The 19,798-nt window shown below is 63.8% G+C and carries 14 protein-coding genes, 2 tRNA genes and 3 pseudogenes; 12 read left to right on the top strand and 7 right to left on the bottom strand.

The window, feature by feature from the left end:
* Positions 1 to 210 precede the first annotated feature (210 nt).
* A complete protein-coding gene (locus BN2475_RS32465; RefSeq protein WP_094783436.1) occupies positions 211 to 675 on the bottom strand; it encodes a hypothetical protein in 465 nt (154 codons plus the stop codon).
* A gap of 190 nt (positions 676 to 865) precedes the next feature.
* Positions 866 to 1,395: pseudogene (locus BN2475_RS36100) on the bottom strand (GntR family transcriptional regulator); the annotation flags it as partial.
* Positions 1,396 to 1,420: 25 nt separating this feature from the next.
* On the opposite strand from BN2475_RS36100, the pseudogene BN2475_RS36680 reads away from it, so the two are divergent.
* From BN2475_RS36680 to dhaK, 4 genes and pseudogenes are all read left to right on the top strand, one after another.
* Positions 1,421 to 1,695: pseudogene (locus BN2475_RS36680) on the top strand (M20/M25/M40 family metallo-hydrolase); the annotation flags it as partial.
* The gene (locus BN2475_RS32455; protein WP_094783437.1) at positions 1,692 to 3,182 is read left to right on the top strand and encodes a M81 family metallopeptidase; all 1,491 of its coding nucleotides are present in this window, start codon (positions 1,692 to 1,694) and stop codon (positions 3,180 to 3,182) included. The pseudogene BN2475_RS36680 and the gene BN2475_RS32455, both read left to right, overlap by 4 nt.
* 77 nt (positions 3,183 to 3,259) lie before the next feature.
* A tRNA-Val gene (locus BN2475_RS32450) sits at positions 3,260 to 3,336 on the top strand.
* Positions 3,337 to 3,589: 253 nt separating this feature from the next.
* The gene (gene dhaK, locus BN2475_RS32445; protein ID WP_094783435.1) at positions 3,590 to 5,290 is read left to right on the top strand and encodes a dihydroxyacetone kinase subunit DhaK; all 1,701 of its coding nucleotides are present in this window, start codon (positions 3,590 to 3,592) and stop codon (positions 5,288 to 5,290) included.
* Positions 5,291 to 5,343: 53 nt separating this feature from the next.
* On the opposite strand, the gene BN2475_RS32440 is transcribed toward dhaK, so the two are convergent.
* From BN2475_RS32440 to selD, 5 genes are all read right to left on the bottom strand, one after another.
* On the bottom strand, positions 5,344 to 5,484 hold the full coding sequence (locus BN2475_RS32440) for a YciI family protein (RefSeq protein WP_218023759.1): 141 nt from the start codon (positions 5,482 to 5,484) through the stop codon (positions 5,344 to 5,346).
* Positions 5,485 to 5,509: 25 nt separating this feature from the next.
* Complete coding sequence (locus BN2475_RS36295) at positions 5,510 to 5,644, bottom strand: hypothetical protein (protein ID WP_281254302.1); 135 nt, start codon at positions 5,642 to 5,644, stop codon at positions 5,510 to 5,512.
* 17 nt (positions 5,645 to 5,661) lie between these two features.
* Positions 5,662 to 6,717: a permease gene (locus BN2475_RS32435; RefSeq protein ID WP_094783434.1), complete on the bottom strand. Its 1,056-nt coding sequence runs from the start codon at positions 6,715 to 6,717 to the stop codon at positions 5,662 to 5,664.
* Between the two features lie 23 nt (positions 6,718 to 6,740).
* A complete protein-coding gene (gene mnmH, locus BN2475_RS32430) occupies positions 6,741 to 7,808 on the bottom strand; it encodes a tRNA 2-selenouridine(34) synthase MnmH (RefSeq protein WP_094783433.1) in 1,068 nt (355 codons plus the stop codon).
* Between the two features lie 182 nt (positions 7,809 to 7,990).
* On the bottom strand, positions 7,991 to 9,055 hold the full coding sequence (gene selD / locus BN2475_RS32425; RefSeq protein WP_094783432.1) for a selenide, water dikinase SelD: 1,065 nt from the start codon (positions 9,053 to 9,055) through the stop codon (positions 7,991 to 7,993).
* Between the two features lie 462 nt (positions 9,056 to 9,517).
* Between selD and fdnG the strand changes: the two genes are divergently transcribed.
* From fdnG to BN2475_RS32385, 8 genes and pseudogenes are all read left to right on the top strand, one after another.
* Positions 9,518 to 12,586, top strand: a complete 3,069-nt coding sequence (gene fdnG, locus BN2475_RS32420) for a formate dehydrogenase-N subunit alpha (RefSeq protein ID WP_094783431.1) — start codon at positions 9,518 to 9,520, stop codon at positions 12,584 to 12,586.
* A gap of 9 nt (positions 12,587 to 12,595) precedes the next feature.
* Positions 12,596 to 13,516, top strand: coding sequence for a formate dehydrogenase subunit beta (gene fdxH, locus BN2475_RS32415; RefSeq protein WP_094783430.1), 921 nt, complete (start codon positions 12,596 to 12,598; stop codon positions 13,514 to 13,516).
* The gene (locus BN2475_RS32410; RefSeq protein ID WP_094783429.1) at positions 13,513 to 14,169 is read left to right on the top strand and encodes a formate dehydrogenase subunit gamma; all 657 of its coding nucleotides are present in this window, start codon (positions 13,513 to 13,515) and stop codon (positions 14,167 to 14,169) included. Before fdxH ends, BN2475_RS32410 begins: the two co-directional genes overlap by 4 nt.
* A gap of 101 nt (positions 14,170 to 14,270) precedes the next feature.
* Complete coding sequence (gene fdhE / locus BN2475_RS32405) at positions 14,271 to 15,266, top strand: formate dehydrogenase accessory protein FdhE (RefSeq protein WP_094783428.1); 996 nt, start codon at positions 14,271 to 14,273, stop codon at positions 15,264 to 15,266.
* Positions 15,267 to 15,302: 36 nt separating this feature from the next.
* Positions 15,303 to 16,748, top strand: coding sequence for an L-seryl-tRNA(Sec) selenium transferase (gene selA, locus BN2475_RS32400; protein WP_094783427.1), 1,446 nt, complete (start codon positions 15,303 to 15,305; stop codon positions 16,746 to 16,748).
* A gap of 17 nt (positions 16,749 to 16,765) precedes the next feature.
* Positions 16,766 to 18,679, top strand: a complete 1,914-nt coding sequence (gene selB, locus BN2475_RS32395) for a selenocysteine-specific translation elongation factor (RefSeq protein WP_094783426.1) — start codon at positions 16,766 to 16,768, stop codon at positions 18,677 to 18,679.
* Positions 18,680 to 18,705: 26 nt separating this feature from the next.
* Positions 18,706 to 18,801: transfer RNA gene (locus BN2475_RS32390), tRNA-Sec, on the top strand.
* A gap of 277 nt (positions 18,802 to 19,078) precedes the next feature.
* Positions 19,079 to 19,394, top strand: a pseudogene (locus BN2475_RS32385) (electron transfer flavoprotein subunit alpha/FixB family protein); the annotation flags it as partial.
* Positions 19,395 to 19,798: the final 404 nt, after the last annotated feature.

Genomic DNA, 19,798 nt, shown 5'->3' with positions numbered 1-19,798 from the left:
TTTACGCGCGCCGGGCGCGTGGCGCGAAGCGGTACCGGCAGATCCTGCAGGACCCTGAAGCCGGCGCCTCACGGAACGACAGCGCGAAACGGAAACAGCAACACCGCACCTGCGCCTTCATTCTCTCCCGCACCTTCACCATACTCCGCGCCGGCCGCTTGCCTTAAATTCGCCGACGGCTCCCTCACTGCCCGAAGTCATCCGATCCAACTAAGCTAGCTTGCGCACTGGCGCCTGATCAGGCACACCTGCGATCAACCGATCGAGCCGCTCGCTCGCATCCGTGATTGCCCAAAGGGGCGCGCTATGCAACTGCCGGTCGTAATTCGTCGCGATCGACGCAAAAAGCGCGAATCCTGCGCCATCCAATTTCCACTCGCCGGTCTCCCGGCCGATATCGAAAACGGCCGCCACCGCGCGGTCCGCCGCGGCGAGTTGTTCGCCGGTCAGCGAGCCGAAGCCTGATTCCGCCAGAAAACCGCTTAGCAGCATGATCTGCGTGAGCGTTTGCACATCGGCCTTGCTGCCGACGCCCCGACGCAGGGTGTCGAGCGCCAGATGCGTCCGCAACGCGAGGTCGTTGGCGATCTGCCGGGCGATGGGTAACAGCATGGCCTTGGCATGCCGCGCGCGTGCAGCGCCACCGTTGCGGGATAAGGGAATAGGTTGTGCCATGAAGGTCCAATGGTTTGTGCCGCTGCAGATGCAATAACGGCGCGCCCCGCAAAAGATTGAGTCTTCATTGTGCATATCGCAAACCGACCGGCTAACGCACCGACCGGCGCTTATTCGCGCATGAATCGCTGCCCTTCTGCGGCTCAAGGTCCCTGGTCAATTCGGCCGGTCGATGCTTTTCGCGCGCCCTTCATTGCGCTGTGCGCCGCGAAACCGCCTCGCTCCTCAACCCGTCGTCTAACGGCACGACAGGCACGACACTACGCGCCCGAAACCCGTCGACGAATCTCCGAATTGAAAATCAGATGCTCGCGCAGTTTGCCTTTCATCCGTTTCACGTAGCAAGGCGCTTAGTTCATTGAATCACCATCACCTCCCGCACCTTCTCCACGTCAGGTCTCGCGCGGTTTTCGTCATCGCCAACTGAATCTTCACGTCTGCTTGACTGAACCGCTCGTGCTCCGCTTGCGACGTGTCGTTGTGAGACTCGATGAGCTGCCGGATCATCTCGTCGATCAGCTCGCAACCGAAACGCAGGAACGGTTTCGGATTCGCCGCCGCGACAATGTCATGAAAGTTGACGTCCTCCCGACGTTGTCGCACGATGTTCTAGCCGTCCTGCAACGAATCCGGCCCATCGCAACACACAATGCTCGCCTCGAGCGCGTCGAAATCCCGTTCAGTCCGATGCGGTACGGCGCCCGCCGCGAGTTCCGGCTCATACTATTTGCGCACGGTGGTGTAATTTCCGTCGCAGTCGTTCGCTGCGGAACCTGGTCGCGGACGTGCAGCGGGCGCGCACACGCGGCCTTGCGTCGATGGACGTGCTCAGCGATGCAGGCCACGATGCGGTCTACCTGCCGTGCGGCGCGTCTGCGGCAATGATCTTCGCGCCGTGCAAGGACGGTAACAGCCACAACGAAATCGAATCAGCGCGTGGATCATCTGGAAGCGGGTTGCAACGTGCTGTTGCAGGCGATGCTGAACGCCGCGCAGAAGGACGGGAGGGCCAACGCATGAAGATCCTGATTGCCCGAATGAACCACGAGACCAACACGTTCTCGCCGGTTGCTACGCCGCTGGCCGCGTTCGGCCGCAACGGCCCGAGCTTCGGCGAGGACGCGTTCAACGACAACAAGGGCATGCAGACAGCGATGGCCGCATTCATCGACGCCGCCGAGCGCGAACATGCCGAGATCGTGACGCCGGTGTCCGCGTCAGCGAATCCGAGCGGACCGGTCGAGGCCGCCGCTTACGATGCGATCTGCAACGCCATCGTCGCCGCTGCAGCAGGATGCGACGCCGTGATGCTCGATCTGCATGGCGCGATGGTCGCGGAGAATTCGAGCGATGGCGAAGGCGACCTGCTCGAACGCGTGCGCGCCTTGCTGCCGGATGCGCCGATTGCGGTCGCGCTCGATCTGCACGGCAACGTCACGCAGAAAATGATCGACAACGCCGACGTGATCGTCAGCTTCAAGACCTATCCGCACGTCGACATGTACGAGACGGGCGCGCACGCGGCGCGTCTGATGTTCGAGCTGATCCACGGCAACGCAAAGCCGGTGATCGCGTGGCGCCAGCCGCCACTGCTCACGCACACGCTGCGCAGCGCGACCGCCGAAGGCGCAATGAAACGCGCCGTGGACGCCGCGCGTGCGGCGGAAGCCAACGGCACGCTGGCCGTATCGGTGTTGCCCGGCTTCTCGCTGGCCGATATCGACGCACCGTGCATCAGCGTAGTCGTAGTGGGCAACGGCGAACGCGCCGAGGCCGAAGCGGTGGCGGAGCGCATCGCGCGACAGATCTGGGACGAGCGCGAGGACTTCGTCTATCGCAGCGCGCCGCTCGCGGAGTCGGTCGCGCAAGCGGCGCTGCTCGCACGCGGCGCCGACAAGCCGGTGCTACTGCTCGACCACGGCGACAACTGCATGTCTGGCGGAACCTGTGACACGATGGACCTGCTCGAAGAAGCATTGAAGCAGAAGCTCGAAGGGATCGTCAGCGGGCCGTTGTGCGATCCGCAAGCAGTCGCGGCGTTAATGGCGGCAGGCGTCGGCAGCACGGTGACGGTGACGATCGGCAACAAGCTTGCGAGCGATGTGTTGACGCCGCGCCCGCCGATGGCCGTGACTGGCGTGGTGCGTGCGCTCACCGATGGCGAATACGTGATCAGCGGCCCGACGTACACCGGCCAGCGCGCGTTCATGGGGCGCACCGCGGTACTCGACACGGGAACCGTGAAGCTCGTGATAACCGAACACACGCACGAGCCGTGGGACCTCGGCGTATTCGAGAGCGTCGGTATCGATCCGCGTCGTGCGCGTTTCCTGTTGCTCAAATCGCGTATGTATTGCCGACCGGTTTTCGTGCCGATCGCTGCGGCGCTGGTGGAATGCGACAGCCGTGGCGTGACGAGTTCGGATTACGGGCTGTTCGCATTCAAGCACGTGAAGCGGCCGGTTTATCCGCTCGATCGACAGACCAAGTGGACATCGACCAACTGAACCAGGTACCTGAGTTGATTTAATAGCGGTCAAGGCTTGTGCTGCACACGCCGAGTCTCTATAATTCGCGCCTCTAAAGGCTCGTAGCTCAGTTGGTTAGAGCACCACCTTGACATGGTGGGGGTCGTTGGTTCGAATCCAATCGAGCCTACCAACGCATCGGTGACGTAGACGAAAGCGGTTCCGCTTTCGTCTACCGTCCTGTCTGTTATCCCTCTGCATTGCCTCCCGTATTTCTCATGTTCGTTGCAGGCTGACTCCATCGCGAGTGTGCTGGCACGTTCACAATCACCGTATTACGTCGCCTGTCGCCAATGCGCGGTACAGTTGAGCCTTCCGGTTTCGCCACCGAATAAACTGCCCTCAGCGCGCGACGCAGCGCGGGCAGCTTGAATGGAGCTGACGCAATGAAGAAGCTCATCAACGACGTCTCTGCCGTCGTCCCCGATATGCTCGCCGGACTCGCGGCGCTCAATCCCAATCTCTCGCTGCTGCAAGGCGGCACGATCGTCGTGCGGGCCGATGCCGAGGCCGTCGCCGCACGCGGTGAGGTTGCGCTGATCTCGGGAGGCGGCTCGGGCCATGAGCCTGCGCACGCTGGCTATGTGGGCCACGGCATGCTGAGTGCGGCGGTGGCGGGTGAAGTCTTCACGTCGCCATCCACCGATGCCGTGCTCGACGCGATACGCGCGGTCACCGGCGCGGCCGGTGCATTGCTGATCGTGAAGAACTACACAGGTGACCGTTTCAACTTCGGCCTCGCCGCCGAAATCGCGCGTGCCGAGGGTATCCCCACCGAGATGGTGATCGTCGCCGACGACGTCGCGCTGACGGCAAGCGGCGACCATGCGGGCCGTCGCGGGCTGGCAGGAACCGTGCTGGTTCACAAGATCGCGGGTGCCGCCGCTGCCGCGGGCCGTCCCTTGACCGAGGTCGCGCGCATCGCGCGTGAGGTCGCCGCATCGCTCGGCACGATGGGTGTCGCGCTCACGCCGTGCACAGTGCCGGCAGCGGGCAAGCCGGGTTTCGAGCTGGCCGATGGCGAGATCGAATGGGGTCTCGGCATTCATGGCGAAGCTGGCGTCGCACGCGGCGCGATGGAGCGGGCCGATGCGATCGTCGAGCGGCTACTGACGAAGATCGTCGGCGATCTGTCGCTGCAGGCCGGTGAGCGGGTCGCCTTGCTGGTGAACAATCTCGGCGGCACGCCAGCGAGCGAGTTGAGCATCGTGGCTGGGGCCGCGCTGAGTTATCTGGCGGGACGCGGCATCAAAGTGGAGCGCGCGTGGGCCGGCACGTTCCTGAGCGCGCTGGAAATGGCGGGCATCTCGATGACGCTGCTGCGGGTGGACGACGACCGGCTCGGCTGGCTGGATGCCGCCGCGCACACCAGCGCGTGGCCCGCGTTGAGCGGCCGCGTCGCGCAGGTGTCCATCCGGTCCGCGCCCGGCAAAGCGGATCGCGCAAGCGCCGCGACGCTCGCGCATGACGCAACCTTGCGTCGTGTGATCGAGGCTGTCTGCGCGTGCCTGCTGGAAGCGGAGCCGACGTTGACTGAAATGGATCAACGCGTCGGCGATGGCGATCTCGGCATCAGCTTGTCGCGCGGCGCGCGCAAAATTCTCGACGAACTCGACGGCTATCCTGCTGCATCGACACCGGGCGCCGTGTTGCGCAGTCTGTCCGCGACAGTGCGGCGGGTGGTCGGCGGCACGTCGGGGCCGCTGTATGCAGTGATGCTGCTGCGCGCCGCCGTTGCGCTCGAACAATCGGCCGGCACGAGCGCGCAGCAATGGGCTGCGGCCTTCGGCGCGGGCGTTGACGGATTGATGGAAGTGGGTGGGGCGCGGCCGGGCGATCGCACGATGGTCGATGCATTGAAGCCCGCCGCCGATGCGTTGCAGTCCGCGCTCGCCCGCGCGCAGGCGCCCGACGCCGCATTGCAAGCCGCGGTCGACGCGGCCGCGGACGGAACCGCACGCACGGCAACGATGCATCCGCGGCGGGGGCGTTCGAGTTATGTCGGTGAGCGCGCGCTCGGTTATGTCGATCCGGGCGCGCATGCGGTGGCGTTGTGGCTGGCTGCGATTCGCGCGGCGCTGGGCTAACAGCGGCTGCACCGTTAGCCGGGTGAACGCGAAGCCGGCGCGTGTGGCGCTCGCTATAAGCAGCACTCGCCGTCGAAACAGGCCTTGCGCCAGCGGGTGATCATCACGCGTTCGAACAGATCGACCTGTGCAAACGGATCGGTCGCGAGAAACCATTCGGCCTCGTCGCGCGTTTCCAGATCGACGGCATACACGCGGCCGTCTGCGCCGCTGCCGCCGTCAGGGGCGAAGCAGATCGAAGCCGGCCAGCACCACGACGCCGCTGACGACGATCAGTGCCACCGAATGCTGTCCGAGATACAGCAGCCCCGCAGCTGACCAGCACGTCAACGCGAAGGCAGCGATCCGTTTCATCGTCCTTGCACCTGAATTCAGAAGCCCAACCCAACGGCCAGCAAGCCGCTCGCCACGCCGCACAGCAGCACGGCCGCAGCGACCGCGGTCAGCACGCGCCGCGGGAACGAGCGCCCGAGCATGGCCATCGACGGCACGCTGATGAGCGGCAGCGTCACCAGCAATGCGCCGGCGGGGCCGGCCGCCATGCCGAACGAGAGCATCGCCTGGATGATCGGCACTTCGCCCGCGGTCGGAATCACGAACACGGTTCCGGCAATCGACAACGCGATGATCCACAGCAGGCTGTTGTCGATGTTCGGTCCGATGTGCGGAAACAGCCACATGCGCGCCGCGCCGAGAATCAGCACCAGCACGATGTATTCGGGCACCAGCCGCAGAGTCATCCTGCCGAGGATGGTCAGCCAACGCGTGAACGCGGTGCTGGGTTCGTCGACGGCGATCAGCTCCGCGATCGCTTCGCGCGACGCTTGCGCTTCTTTCGGTGTGACCATGCGGTTCACCAGATAGCCGAGACCGAACACCATCACGAGGCCCAGTGCGAGCCGCAGGCCCATCCATTGCCAGCCGAGCACGAAGCCCATGAAAATCAGCGTGGCCGGATTCAGCGCGGTATTGCCGAGCCAGAATGCGATCGCCGCGCCCGGCGCCGCCTGACGTGCGCGCAAGCCGGCGACGACCGGTGCCGCGCAGCAGGTGCACATCATGCCCGGCAACGACATCAGGCCACCCGTCACCACGCTGCTGAAATCGGTACGGCCGAGCGCGCGTGCGACCCACTGCGGCGGAATCAGCGCCTGCACCGCCGAGCCAAGCAGCAGACCGAGCACCATCGCCTGCCAGATCGCTTTGCCATATGCGAGGGCGTAGTCGATTGCGGCTTGCCACGACGCCGCCGGCGCGCTCGCCGACGTGCCCATCAAGATCGACTTGCCGATGGAATGCTGGCTCGCGGCGACGAACGCGCGGTTGTAGTACGGAAACCATTTCACATAGAAGAGGCCGACGACGGCGACCAGCACAAAGACGATCCAGCCGAGTGTGGCGCGGGGCTGACGAAGGGTCGATTGCATGATGGTTTTTGGAGGTGATTTAGTCAGATTGCGGCGAACGCGTGGCTCTCGAGTTGCGCGAGCAGTGTTTTCGCCTGATCGACGACGTCGGCGTCGTTGGGCCGGAAGTTCAGTTGCAGCGCGTTCGGCAACTGCACGAAATGTTGATGGCTGCTGCGCGCATAGGCCGGATCGTAGTGTCGTTCGATCAGCTCGTGTGCAAGCTCGGCGCGTCGGTTTTCATCGACGAGCTGCTGCCAGCCCGCGACACGCTCCCTGCTATGCAAGCCGATCATCCGTTGCAATTGTCCTTTCAACGAATCGGGATCGTCGAACAGGTGCGCGTAGTCGTGCAGCAGGAACGCGGCGCGATCTTCGCAGCTCGATCGCACTTCGACGCACGCGCCCCGATGAAACGTTTCCAGCAGCGCGAGCGGCAGCGCAACCGAACCGATGCGCCGGCTCTCCGCTTCGACGAACACCGGCCGGCGCGGGTCGAGTTCGCGCAGCGCGGTGGCGAGCAGCGTGTCGAAATGCTTTTGCGACGGCTGCGGCACGCCCGCCCATGCGCCGAGCAGCGAGCCGCGATGCGAAGCTAATGCTTCGAGATCGAGCGTTTGCGCGCCCGCCTGATGCAACGCCGACAGCAGGCGCGTCTTGCCACTGCCGGTCGGGCCCACCAGCGCGATGTAGGTGAAGGTCTTCGGCAGGGTGTCGAGCGCCGCGACCGTCGCGCGCCGGTAGCTCTTGTAGCCGCCGTCCAGTTGGCGAGCGGGCCAGCCGACCATGCTGAACACGGTCGTCATCGAGCCCGAGCGCTTGCCGCCGCGCCAGCAGTAGATCAGCGGCCGCCAGGAGCGCGGCCGGTCGGCGAAGGTCGTTTCCAGATGATGCGCGATGTTGCGCGCGACCAGCGCCGCGCCGATCCGCGCGGCTTCGAACGGCGAGACCTGCCTGTACGTGGTGCCGACCAGCACCCGCTCTTCGTTGCTCAGTACGGGCGCGTTGAGCGCGCCCGGGATATGGTCCTCCGCAAACTCGAGAGGTGTGCGCACATCGATGATTTCATCGAAATCACCTGCTTTTTCGAGGCTGACGAGAAGACTTTTCAAGGAAGTAGAGACAAACAGATCGGCGGGAAGACTGAAATTATCGCATGCGCGGTGGATGCGGGCGCGCGACGCGACCTCGACCCCTGCTTGCGGGAACCCGGCGCGATTCGCCGCGCCGGTTTGCGCGCGGTCCGCGCTCCCGTTGCATTTCGGCCGCGCAACCGCTGGCTGCCCGCGTGCAGTCAAACGACGTCGACGCGTCTTTCTCCACTGACCATTTCGCCGATCACGCGCGCACCGCTGAAGCCGTCAGCGTGGAACAGCGCGAGCACCTCGTCGGCTACTTCCGGCGCGCACGACACCAGCAGACCGCCCGAGGTTTGCGGGTCGGTCAGCAGCACACGGGCGGCCGGCGGCAGTGTGGCGGGCAACGCGATGTCTTTGCCGTACGCATCCCAGTTGCGCCCCGACGCGCCCGTAAAAATGCCTGCTTCGGCCAGGCTGACCACCTCCGGCAGCCATGGCAGATCCGCATAACGCACACGCGCGGTCAGATTCGAGCCGCGCGCCAGTTCCAGCGTATGTCCGAGCAGGCCGAAGCCGGTGATGTCCGTGAGCGCGTGCACGCCGTCGAGCCGGGCCAGTTCCGCGCCCGGGCGGTTGAGTTGGGTGGTCGCGCCGATCATCGCGGCGTAGCCCGCGGCGTCGAGCCGGTCTTTCTTCAGCGCCGCCGAGAGAATGCCGACGCCGAGCGGCTTGCCGAGAATCAGCACGTCGCCGGCCTGCGCGGCCGCGTTGCGTTTGACACGCTTCGGATCGACCACACCGAGCGCGACGAGGCCGTAGATCGGCTCGACCGAATCGATCGAATGGCCGCCGGCGAGCGGGATGCCGGCCTCGGCGCAGACGGATTCGCCGCCCTTCAGCACCGCCGCGATCACGTCGTGCGGCAGCACGTTGATCGGCATGCCGACGATCGCCAGCGCCATGATCGGCTTGCCGCCCATCGCGTAGACGTCGGACAGTGCGTTGGTCGCCGCGATCCGGCCAAAGTCGAACGGGTCGTCGACGATCGGCATGAAGAAGTCGGTAGTGGCGACGATCGCCTGCTCGTCGTTGAGTTTGTAGACGGCGGCATCGTCGGCGGTATCGTTGCCGACCAGCAGGTTGGGAAAGAACGGCAGCGGCGCGCTGCGCCTGAGCAGATCGGCGAGCAGGCCGGGGGCGATCTTGCAGCCGCAGCCGCCGCCGTGCGAGAGGCTGGTGAGGCGGGGTGACGGGCTGGGCTGGACGTGGGTGTTGGTCATGATGGGCGAATCTCGGACTTCGAATGACCGCAATTATGAGGGTTGTTGGCGTGCTGCGCAGGGACCCGGCGCGTCGTGCGGGCGCGGCGGGATCGACAACGCGGAGCGCCGCGATTCACGTCGACGTCATTCATACGTCATTTATCTCAAAATCAGGGCGGCATTAAAGATGGTCCTGAGTGATCGCAAGACACATTCCGAAACCATGTAATAAAAACGAAGCCGCCGGCACTGTTGCAATGCGGTAAAAATCGCGCCTTCTAAAAGGAACGAGTACTGACAAGGCCTATAGACCTAATAATCGAACGAAATAACCGGTGGGTGAGGTTGAATCAATCAGCAGCCGCCCGGGACGCGAAGTTAAATCGGCTTCCGATTTTCGTACATTTCGCATTGTTAATTGCTCTCTTCATATCGGCAACTATAATCATTTCAGTATCCCGAACGAGCCGAGGCGATTCGATGACCTATATGTCCCGGCGACAATTCCTGAAAGTGTCCGCCACTACGCTCGCCGGATCGAGTCTGGCCCTGATGGGCTTCTCCCCGACACCCGCGTTGGCGGAAGTCCGCCAGTACAAATTGTCGCGTACAACCGAAACCCGCAATACCTGCCCGTATTGTTCGGTGGGTTGCGGCATCCTGATGTATGGACTTGGCGACGGCGCCAAGAACGTGACGTCGAGCATCATCCATATCGAGGGTGATCCCGATCATCCGGTCAATCGCGGTACGTTGTGCCCGAAAGGCGCGAGCCTGATCGACTTCATTCATAGTGAGAGCCGCCTGAAATACCCCGAGTACCGCGCGGCCGGCGCGAAAGACTGGCAGCGCATTTCGTGGGACGACGCGCTCGACCGTATCGCGAAGCTGATGAAGCAGGATCGCGACGCCAATTTCGTCGAGACGACGGAAGACGGCAAGAAGGTCAACCGCTGGCTGACCACCGGCATGCTCGCTGCCTCGGCCGGTAGCAATGAAGTCGGTTATTTGACGCACAAGACTGTTCGCAGTCTTGGCATGCTCGCGTTCGACAATCAGGCGCGTGTCTGACATGGCCCGACGGTGGCAGGTCTTGCCCCGACGTTTGGCCGTGGAGCGATGACGAACCATTGGGTCGACATCAGGAACGCGGACGTGATTCTCGTGATGGGCGGCAATGCAGCCGAGGCGCACCCGTGCGGTTTCAAGTGGGTCACGGAAGCGAAGGCGCATCGCAAGGCAAAATTGATCGTGGTCGACCCGCGCTTTACACGCACGGCGTCGGTGGCGGACTTTTACGCGCCGATCCGGACTGGCACCGACATTGCGTTCCTTGGCGGGGTAATCAACTACCTGCTCACCAACGACAAGATCCAGCACGAGTATGTGAAGAATTACACGGACGTGTCGTTCATCGTCCGTGAAGATTTCTCGTTCAAGGACGGCCTGTTTTCGGGCTACGACGCCCAGGCGCACAAGTACGACAAGACCACGTGGGACTACGAACGCGGCGACGACGGCTTCGTCAAGGTCGATCCGACGCTGCAGAATCCGCGCTGTGTCTATCAGCTGATGAAGGCGCACTACTCGCGCTACACGCCCGAGCAGGTCGAGAAAATCTGCGGCACGCCGAAAGAGAAGTTCCTTCACGTGTGCGAGATGCTGGCGTCGACGTCGGTCCCGGGGCGCGCCGGCACGATCATGTACGCGCTCGGCTGGACGCATCATTCGGTCGGCTCGCAGATGATCCGCACCGGCGCGATGATGCAATTGCTGCTCGGCAACATCGGCGTTGCGGGCGGCGGTATGAATGCGCTGCGCGGTCACTCGAACATTCAGGGCTTGACCGACCTCGGCTTGATGTCGAACCTGCTGCCGGGCTACATGACGTTGCCGATGGAAGGCGAGCAGGACTTCGAGGAGTACATCAAGAAGCGCGCATCGCAGCCGCTACGGCCGAACCAGTTGAGCTACTGGCGCAACTATCGCGCGTTCCACGTCAGTTTCATGAAGTCGTGGTGGGGCGACAAGGCGACTGCGGAGAACAACTACGGTTTCGACTATCTGCCGAAGCTCGATAAATCGTACGACATGCTGCAGGGCTTCGAGCTGATGCATCAAGGCAAGATGAACGGCTACATCGCGCAGGGTTTCAACCCACTGGCCGCGGCGCCGTTCAAGGCGAAGATCAGCGCGAGTCTGGCCAAGCTGAAATGGCTGGTCATCATGGACCCGCTTGCCACCGAGACCTCGGAGTTCTGGAAAAACTACGGCGCGTTCAACGACGTCGACACGGCATCGATCCAGACCGAAGTGTTCCGTCTGCCCACCACCTGTTTCGCGGAAGAGCGCGGCTCGCTGGTCAGTTCCAGCCGCGTGCTGCAATGGCACTGGCAGGGCGCGGACGGTCCGGGCGAAGCGAAGAGCGACCTCGAGATCATGTCGGGGCTGTGGCTGCGCATTCGCGATGCGTATAGAAAGGACGGCGGCAAGTATCCGGACCCGATCGTCAACATGACCTGGCCGTATGCGAATCCGGCCAACCCCTCGCCCGAAGAACTCGCGATGGAGTACAACGGTAAGGCGCTCGCCGACGTCACGGACCCGAAAGACAGTACCAAGGTGCTCGCGAAGAAGGGTGAGCAGCTGGCGAGTTTCGCGCAGTTGCGCGACGACGGCAGCACCGCGAGCGGTTGCTGGATCTTCTGCGGATCGTGGACCCAGGCGGGCAACCAGATGGGCCGCCGCGACAACTCCGACCCGTCGGGCATCGGCAATACGCTGAACTGGGCATGGGCGTGGCCGGCGAATCGGCGGGTCCTGTACAACCGCGCGTCCTGCGACGTGAACGGCAAGCCGTTCGATCCGAAACGCAAGCTGATCGCGTGGAACGGCAGCGCGTGGACAGGGCCCGACATTCCTGACTTCAAGGCCGATGAGCCGCCTGAAGACGGCATGAATCCGTTCATCATGAATGCGGAGGGTGTCGCGCGTTTCTTCGCGCGAGATAGTATGGTGGAAGGGCCATTCCCTGAGCACTACGAACCGTTTGAAACACCGCTCGGCTACAACCCGCTGCATCCGGATAACAAGGAGGCCGTCAGCAATCCGGCGGCGCGCGTGTTCCCGGGCGATCGTGCGGCATTCGGCACGCACGAGAACTTCCCGCACACCGCCACGACCTATCGTCTGACCGAGCATTTCCACTATTGGACCAAGCACGCGCGTCTGAACGCGATCATTCAACCGCAACAGTTCGTGGAGATCGGCGAGGATCTGGCTAAAGAGGTCGGCGTGGTGGCAGGCGATCGGATCAAGGTATCGTCCAATCGCGGTCACGTGATTGCCGTGGCGCTCGTCACCAAGCGGATCATACCGCTGATGATCGAAGGGAAAAAAGTACAGACAGTCGGGCTGCCGCTGCATTGGGGCTTCAAGGGACTCACGATGCCGGGCTATCTCGTCAATACGCTGACGCCTTCCGTGGGTGACGGGAATTCGCAAACACCGGAATTCAAGTCGTTCCTCGTCAAGGTCGAAAAGGCCTAAGGAAAAGAGATGGCACTCCAATCACTGGATATCAGGCGCATCTCGGCCACGACGGTGCCCGCGCCGCAAGCGCGCGAGCCGGGTACGGGCACGGTCGCCAAGCTCATCGACGTGTCGAAGTGCATTGGCTGCAAGGCGTGTCAGACCGCCTGCATGGAGTGGAACGACCTGCGCGACGAAGTCGGCGTAAACGTCGGCGTCCTCGACAACCCGCCTGATCTGACCGAGCATTCGTGGACCGTCATGCGCTTCACCGAATATGAGAACTCCGCGGGCGATCTCGAATGGCTGATCCGCAAGGACGGCTGCATGCACTGCGAGGATCCGGGCTGCCTGAAGGCCTGTCCGGCGCCCGGCGCGATCGTGCAGTACACGAACGGCATCGTGGATTTCCACCAGGAAAACTGCATTGGCTGCGGCTATTGCATCGCCGGTTGTCCGTTCAACATACCGCGCATTTCGAAGAAGGACCATCGCGTGTACAAGTGCACGCTGTGTTCGGATCGCGTTTCGGTCGGTCAGGAACCGGCTTGTGTGAAGACCTGTCCGACCGGCGCGATCATGTTCGGCACCAAGGAAGACATGCACCAGCATGCCGCAGAGCGGATCGTGGATCTGAAGGAGCGGGGCTTCCAGAACGCCGGCTTGTACGATCCTCCCGGGGTGGGCGGCACACATGTGATGTACGTGCTGCACCACGCCGACCGGCCTTCGCTGTATCACGGCCTGCCGGACAATCCGAGGATCAGCCCGATGGTTGCGTTGTGGAAGGGGGTTGCCAAACCGCTGGCGCTGGCGGGCATGGCATTCGCCGCGGTGGTCGGCTTCTTCCACTACACACGCGTCGGTCCGAACGAGGTGACGGACGCGGATGAAGTCGCAGCCCAGCGTGAAGCCGACGAAGCACGCCGTTCGCGGGAGGCACCATGAGTCACCCTGAGTACACCGAGCTGAAGGACATGAAGGGCAATCGCCTGATCGTGCGCTACACGCCGAACGAGCGCACCAATCACTGGATTACCGCGATCACGTTCGTGCTGCTGGCGCTGTCTGGCCTCGCGATGTTTCATCCGGCGATGGCGTGGCTCTATGCGGTGTTCGGCGGCGGGCAATGGACGCGGATTCTGCATCCGTTCATCGGCTGCGTGATGTTCGTGTCGTTCCTGATTCTCGCGTTGCGCTTCTGGCATCACAACACGCTCGACCAGGCCGACATCCAGTGGATGAAGCAGCTCGACGACGTGCTCAACAATCGCGAGGACAAGCTGCCCGCGATCGGCAAATACAACGCCGGTCAAAAGCTGCTATTTTTCCTGATGGTGCTGTGCCTCGTGCTGTTGCTGGCTAGCGGCATCGTGATCTGGCGGCGCTACTTCTCGTTCTATTTCCCGATCGGGGTGATTCGCTTCGCGGCGGTGGTGCATGCGGCCACGGCGTTCGTGTTGATCCTTGGCATCATCGTGCATATTTATGCGGCGCTGTGGGTCAAGGGATCAATCCGCGCGATGACGCGCGGCACGGTCACTTACGGCTGGGCGCGCAAGCATCATCCGAACTGGTTCAGGGAAATCATCCGCAAATAGAAGCAGCGAGAAGCAGCGCGACGTTCCCGCGCCCCGCCCACCGAGCCGCCGCTCCTGTTCGATGAACCGCGGCGGCTCTTTCGTTTTCAGAGGTCGATACTTTGGTTCAACGCATTCTCGAAGCCGGCGATATCGAATCGCTCGATCCCTCGGCGATTCCCCGCATCCGCACGCCGCAACGGCTCGCGGTGTTCGCGCCGCGCGCCGCGCGGCTGCGCCAGCTGGCGGCCCTCAGCAATCCGATTGCCGGCTATCTGCGTCTGATGGCCGTACTGGCCGATGCGCAGCAGGCGGTGATCGCGGACTTCAAGGCGCAGCCGCCCAGCGCCGAGTCGATCGCGAGCGCGCAGCAGCATTCGATGCCGCTGATTCCCGCGCTCTCTGGCGTACGCGATCCGGCGTGGCGTGATGTGCTGCGCCAGCTGCTCGACAGGATCGAAGCCGCCGGCTCGCTCACGCCGCCGCTCACAGCGCTGATCGCGCGGTTGCGCACGCTTGACCCGGCCACGCTCGAAGCGCAGGCCGACGCGATCTTCGCGCAGCGCTTCGGTGCAGTCGACCCGGCCAGCGCACCCTTCATCATGGCCGCGCTGCAGGTGGTCTGGACCGATCTCGCCGCCGACATCGACAGGCGCGCAGTGCCGTACCTCGAAACGCCCGGCCTGTGTCCGGTGTGCGGATCGTATCCGGTGGCGAGCACAGTGCGCATAGGCGGTGCGTACGACAATTACCGCTACCTGCAATGCGGCCTGTGCTCGACCGAGTGGCATATGGTTCGGACGAAATGCTCGAACTGCGATTCGACCAAGGGCATCGCGTATCACGTCGTCGGCTCGCCGGACGCCGACGAGGCCACACGGCAAGCCGAAGCGAAGAACGCCGCATTGAAGGCGGAGTCGTGCGACGAATGCCATACTTACCGCAAGATCGGCATTCAGTCGAAGGACTTCGATTTCGATCCGTTCGCGGACGATCTCGCCAGCCTCACGCTGGATCTGCTGATGGGAGCGGAGGGCTACCGGCGCGCGTCGCCGCATCCGTGGCTGTGGCCGGAGCAGGCCGACAGCGCGGCTGAGCCTTCCGGCGAGTCCGACTAGATTCGAGCGGACACGACAAAACAGAGGGACTGCCTCGTGAGCGACGTAAGCGGCTCGGAATTGCGCGCGCTGATGGCGCGTGTGCCGTCGGTGGAAAAGGTGATGGCGTCGGCGCAGTTCGCGCCGCTCGTGAACGAGTACGGTCGCGCCCAGGTGCTGGGCGCGGTGCGCGATACGCTCGACAGCTGGCGCAGCAACGCGCAAGCGGGCGAGGCGTCGGTCAGCGCGCTCGACGTCGGGCAACTGCACGCATCGGTCGAGGCCGCGCTGCGTCGGCGCAACCAGTCGCGCTTGCGCAGCGTGTTCAATCTGACCGGCACCGTGCTGCACACCAATCTCGGCCGCGCGCTGTTGCCCGACGAGGCGGTGCAGGCGGTGGTGAAAGCGCTCACGCAACCCGCCAACCTCGAGTTCGATCTTGAAACCGGCAAGCGCGGCGACCGCGACGATCTGATCGACGAACTCATCTGCGAGCTGACCGGCGCCGAAGCGGCGACTGTGGTCAACAACAACGCCGCCGCAGTGCTGCTCACGCTGTCCGCGTTGGCGTCGAAGAAAGAAGTCGTGGTGTCGCGTGGCGAGCTGGTCGAGATCGGCGGCGCGTTTCGCATTCCCGACATCATGAGCCGCGCCGGCGCGAGACTGCGTGAAGTCGGCACGACCAATCGCACGCATCTTAAGGATTACGAAGAAGCCATCGGTCCGCAAACCGCGTTGCTGATGAAAGTCCATGCGAGCAATTACGCAATCCACGGCTTCACGAGCGAAGTCGGTCTGGATGAAATCGCGTCGCTCGCGCATGCGCGCGGCCTTGCTGTCGCCATGGATCTAGGCAGTGGCACGCTGGTCGATCTGAGCGAATGGGGCTTGCCGCGCGAGCAGACGGTGCGCGAAACCATCGAAGCCGGCGCCGACCTGGTCACGTTCAGCGGCGATAAATTGCTCGGCGGCCCGCAGGCCGGATTGATCGTCGGGCGGCGCGATCTGATCGCGAAGATCAAGAAGCATCCGCTCAAGCGCGCGCTGCGCGTCGGCAAATTGACGCTCGCCGCGCTGGAGCCGGTGTTGCGGCTTTATCGCGCGCCGGAAAAGCTGGCCGAGCGGCTCACCACGCTGCGCCTGCTCACGCGTGCCGCCGACGACATCCGGCTCGCGGCAGAGCGTGTCCAACCGGCGTTGCAGCGCGCGCTCGGCGAGCGCTATGCGGTGGTTGCGGAGCCGATGCTGAGCCAGATCGGCAGCGGCGCATTGCCGGTCGATGTGCTGCCGAGCTACGGCCTCGTCGTCAGGATGGCCCACGGCAAGCGCGGCGGCCGTCATCTGCTCGGGGTGGAGAAGGTGCTGCGCGAGATGGCGCGGCCGGTGATCGGCCGAATCGCGGACGACGCGCTGTGCCTCGATCTGCGTTGCCTCGAAGCCGCCGATGAAGCGCAGCTGATCGGGCAATTGAGTGGGCCATTGAGCGGGCCATTGAGTGGGTAACTGAAGGATACGCACGCATGATCGTCGGGACGGCGGGACATATCGATCACGGCAAGACGAGTCTCGTGAAAGCGTTGTCGGGCGTCGATACGGATCGACTCAAGGAAGAAAAGGCGCGCGGCATTTCGATCGAACTGGGTTATGCGTACGTGCCGTTGGAGAACGGCGACGTGCTCGGTCTGATCGACGTGCCCGGTCACGAAAAACTCGTGCACACGATGACCGCGGGCGCGAGCGGGATCGATTTCGCGCTGCTCGTGATCGCCGCCGACGATGGCGTGATGCCGCAAACGCGCGAACATCTGGCGATCGTGGAATTGCTCGGCATTCAGCGAGGCGCGATAGCGCTGACCAAGATCGATCGCGTGGACGCGCAGCGTCTGCGCGAAGTGCATGATGAGGCGGCCGCGTTCGTGAGCGGCAGCGTGCTGCGCGATGCGCCCGTATTCGATACCTGTGCGACGCGCGCCGACGATCCCGGTGTGGCCGCGTTGAAGGCGCATCTGCACAGTGCTGCCGCCGCGTGGCGCATGAGACGCGCTGACGGGCTGTTCCGTCTCGCGATCGATCGCGTCTTCACACTTGCGGGGCAGGGCACCATCGTCACGGGAACCGTGTTCTCCGGTAGCGTGACGCTCGGGGATACGATGCTGCTCGCGCCGAAAAATCAACCGGTGCGCGTGCGCAGCATTCATGCGCAAAATCGGCCGGCCGAAATCGGACGCGCTGGCGAGCGCTGTGCATTGAACCTGGCGGGCATCGAGAAGAGTGCGATCGATCGCGGCGACTGGATCGTCGATCCGCGTTTATCGCAAGCATCCGAGCGCATCGACGTGATGCTGGCCCTGCTCGCCGACGCACCGCTCACGTTGGAGCAATGGGCGCCGCTGCATGTGCATCTGGGCACGCAGCATCAGGTGGCGCGGGTTGCGTTGCTCGATGGCGCAACACTTGGTGCGGGTCAGCGCGCTCGCGTTCAATTCGTGTTTGAGCGGCCAGTGTGCGCGGTGTCTGGCGACCGGTTTGTCGTGCGCAATGCGCAGGCCAATCGTACGTTGGGGGGCGGCCATGTGCTCGATCCGTTCGCGCCGTCGCGCAAGCGGCGCTCGGCCGAGCGGCTCGCGTGGCTCGACGCGATTCAGACGCGGCTCGACGCAGGCACGCTCGACGCGATGCTCGCGAGGGCGCCGCACGGTTTGTCGCGTGCATCGCTGCAAAGGCTGACCGGCATGCCGGCGGCTGCGCTCGCGTTGCCGTCCGACACGCGCGTCGTGGAGTTGCCGGGCGACGATGCGTTGCTGGTCGCCGATGCATCCTGGCAAGCGCTCGCTGCCCGTCTCACCTCGGCCCTCGCGCAGTACCACGAGCGCGTGCCGGACGAACTGGGCCCGGACGTGTCGCGCTTGCGGCGGATCGCGGCGCCTCTCGCGGACGATGCATTGTGGCGCGCGCTGGTCGACGATGCCGCTGCACGCGGCGAGATCGTGAAGCGCGGCCCCTGGCTGCATTTGCCCGGCCACACCGTGACGCTCGACGACGCCGATCGGGCGCTCGCGGCGGCGCTATTGCCTTCGGTGAAGGCGGGTCGCTTTGATCCGCCGTGGGTGCGCGATCTGGCGAACGCGCAGGGTGTGCCTGAGGAGCGCATGCGCCAGCTAATGCGCAAACTCGCGCGCCAGGGGGAGCTTTTTCAGGTCGTGCACGACCTCTTTTATCATCCGGAGGTGATTCGCGAACTGGCTTCAATCGCGGCGGCCGAAGCGCGGAAGAACGCGGGCACGGTGGCGGCTGCGCCCTTTCGCGACGTCACCGGACTCGGGCGCAAACGCGCGATCCAGCTTTTGGAGTTCTTCGATCGGGTTGGCTATACTCGGTTTCACCGTGGCTTGCACCTGATGCGCACGGATAGTCGTTGGCTCGATCTGCTCTGATCGGCGACATGTAGTTCAATCACCGTGGAAGGCATGCGTATCCGGTGGTGCGGCTGGGCTTCAAACCCAGTTGAGGGCGTCAGACGCTCTCAGGTCGGTTCGACTCCGGCTGCCTTCCGCCAGGAGGTTCCCAGGGCGTCCGTCACGCGCGGGTCTGTGCCAGGTGCGGCGCCGCTGTCCATATGAGCGAGTTTCCTCTTGAATATCTTGAGGACGAATCCGCCGACGAACGGCTCAGCCATTATTTCAACGAGATCGCGCACGGGTCGTCAAATGGTCGACCGGCGAGCCGACGCGGACATTTGACAGAGTCGATCGACCCATCATGGCGTGCGGCAGCGGTCTTTCTTGGCGCTGGAAGTACGTCGACCGAGCGTGCCCGTAGGACGAGTAATCTGAGCGGATGCGGCCGCGAAAATTGCGGGCGTTGCGAAGGTGCTGCTGGCCGATGCGCCGCAACTGGAGCAAGGGCTCGCGGAGAACATCGAAGCGACCGTGCTGAACATCGCCAGGGACTACTCACATATCCTCGCGCCGGCGACCGCCTACGGCAAGAACATCGCGCCGCGCATCGCAGCGAAGCTCGACGTCGCGCAGATCAGCGACATCACCGCAGTCGATTCGGCCGACACGTTCGAGCGCCCGATCTACGCGGGCAATGCGATCGCGACGGTGCAACCGGCGGACCCGATCAAGGTATGGGGCGTGAGGGGGCTCATTCCGGAATCGAGGCATATCTCGAAGCCAAATACGTCTGCTTCGGAAATCTTTGACCTACTCGTCAACGCGGACGCCGGAGCGAGTGACTGGAGGGTTTCGACAGGCATCAAGAGGATCTGATGGGGCGGTCCAAAGACAGCAGTTCGGCCCACGCCGTATTGCAGTGCCCGGGAAACCTGCCGTTGGACTGACTGCGTTACTCCGAAACCTGGAGGATGAGCTACGCACACAATTCGGCCACATCTGACGCTGGTGTATCGACGGTGGCATGCCTGCTTACGGCTGGTCACCGGTCGTTCGCCGAGGAGCAGCGACGAACGGCCGCTACAGAGTTCAACGAACGCGTATTATACACATCTCCGAGCCCACGAGACTAAGGCGAATCTCGTATGCCGTCTT

Source organism: Paraburkholderia ribeironis, assembly GCF_900019265.1.
GTDB classification, from domain to species: domain Bacteria; phylum Pseudomonadota; class Gammaproteobacteria; order Burkholderiales; family Burkholderiaceae; genus Paraburkholderia; species Paraburkholderia ribeironis.
The sequence above is the reverse complement of the archived record's forward strand: the minus strand, read 5'-3'. Positions and strand labels throughout refer to the sequence as shown.

Coding starts and splice junctions, on each gene's coding strand:
- BN2475_RS32465 (WP_094783436.1), bottom strand. CDS start 675: ATGGCACAACCTATTCCCTTATCCCGCAACGGTGGCGCTGCACGCGCG.
- fdxH (WP_094783430.1), top strand. CDS start 12,596: ATGGCACTCCAATCACTGGATATCAGGCGCATCTCGGCCACGACGGTG.
- BN2475_RS32435 (WP_094783434.1), bottom strand. CDS start 6,717: ATGCAATCGACCCTTCGTCAGCCCCGCGCCACACTCGGCTGGATCGTC.
- selD (WP_094783432.1), bottom strand. CDS start 9,055: ATGACCAACACCCACGTCCAGCCCAGCCCGTCACCCCGCCTCACCAGC.
- BN2475_RS32455 (WP_094783437.1), top strand. CDS start 1,692: ATGAAGATCCTGATTGCCCGAATGAACCACGAGACCAACACGTTCTCG.
- BN2475_RS32410 (WP_094783429.1), top strand. CDS start 13,513: ATGAGTCACCCTGAGTACACCGAGCTGAAGGACATGAAGGGCAATCGC.
- dhaK (WP_094783435.1), top strand. CDS start 3,590: ATGAAGAAGCTCATCAACGACGTCTCTGCCGTCGTCCCCGATATGCTC.
- BN2475_RS36295 (WP_281254302.1), bottom strand. CDS start 5,644: ATGAAACGGATCGCTGCCTTCGCGTTGACGTGCTGGTCAGCTGCGGGG.
- selB (WP_094783426.1), top strand. CDS start 16,766: ATGATCGTCGGGACGGCGGGACATATCGATCACGGCAAGACGAGTCTC.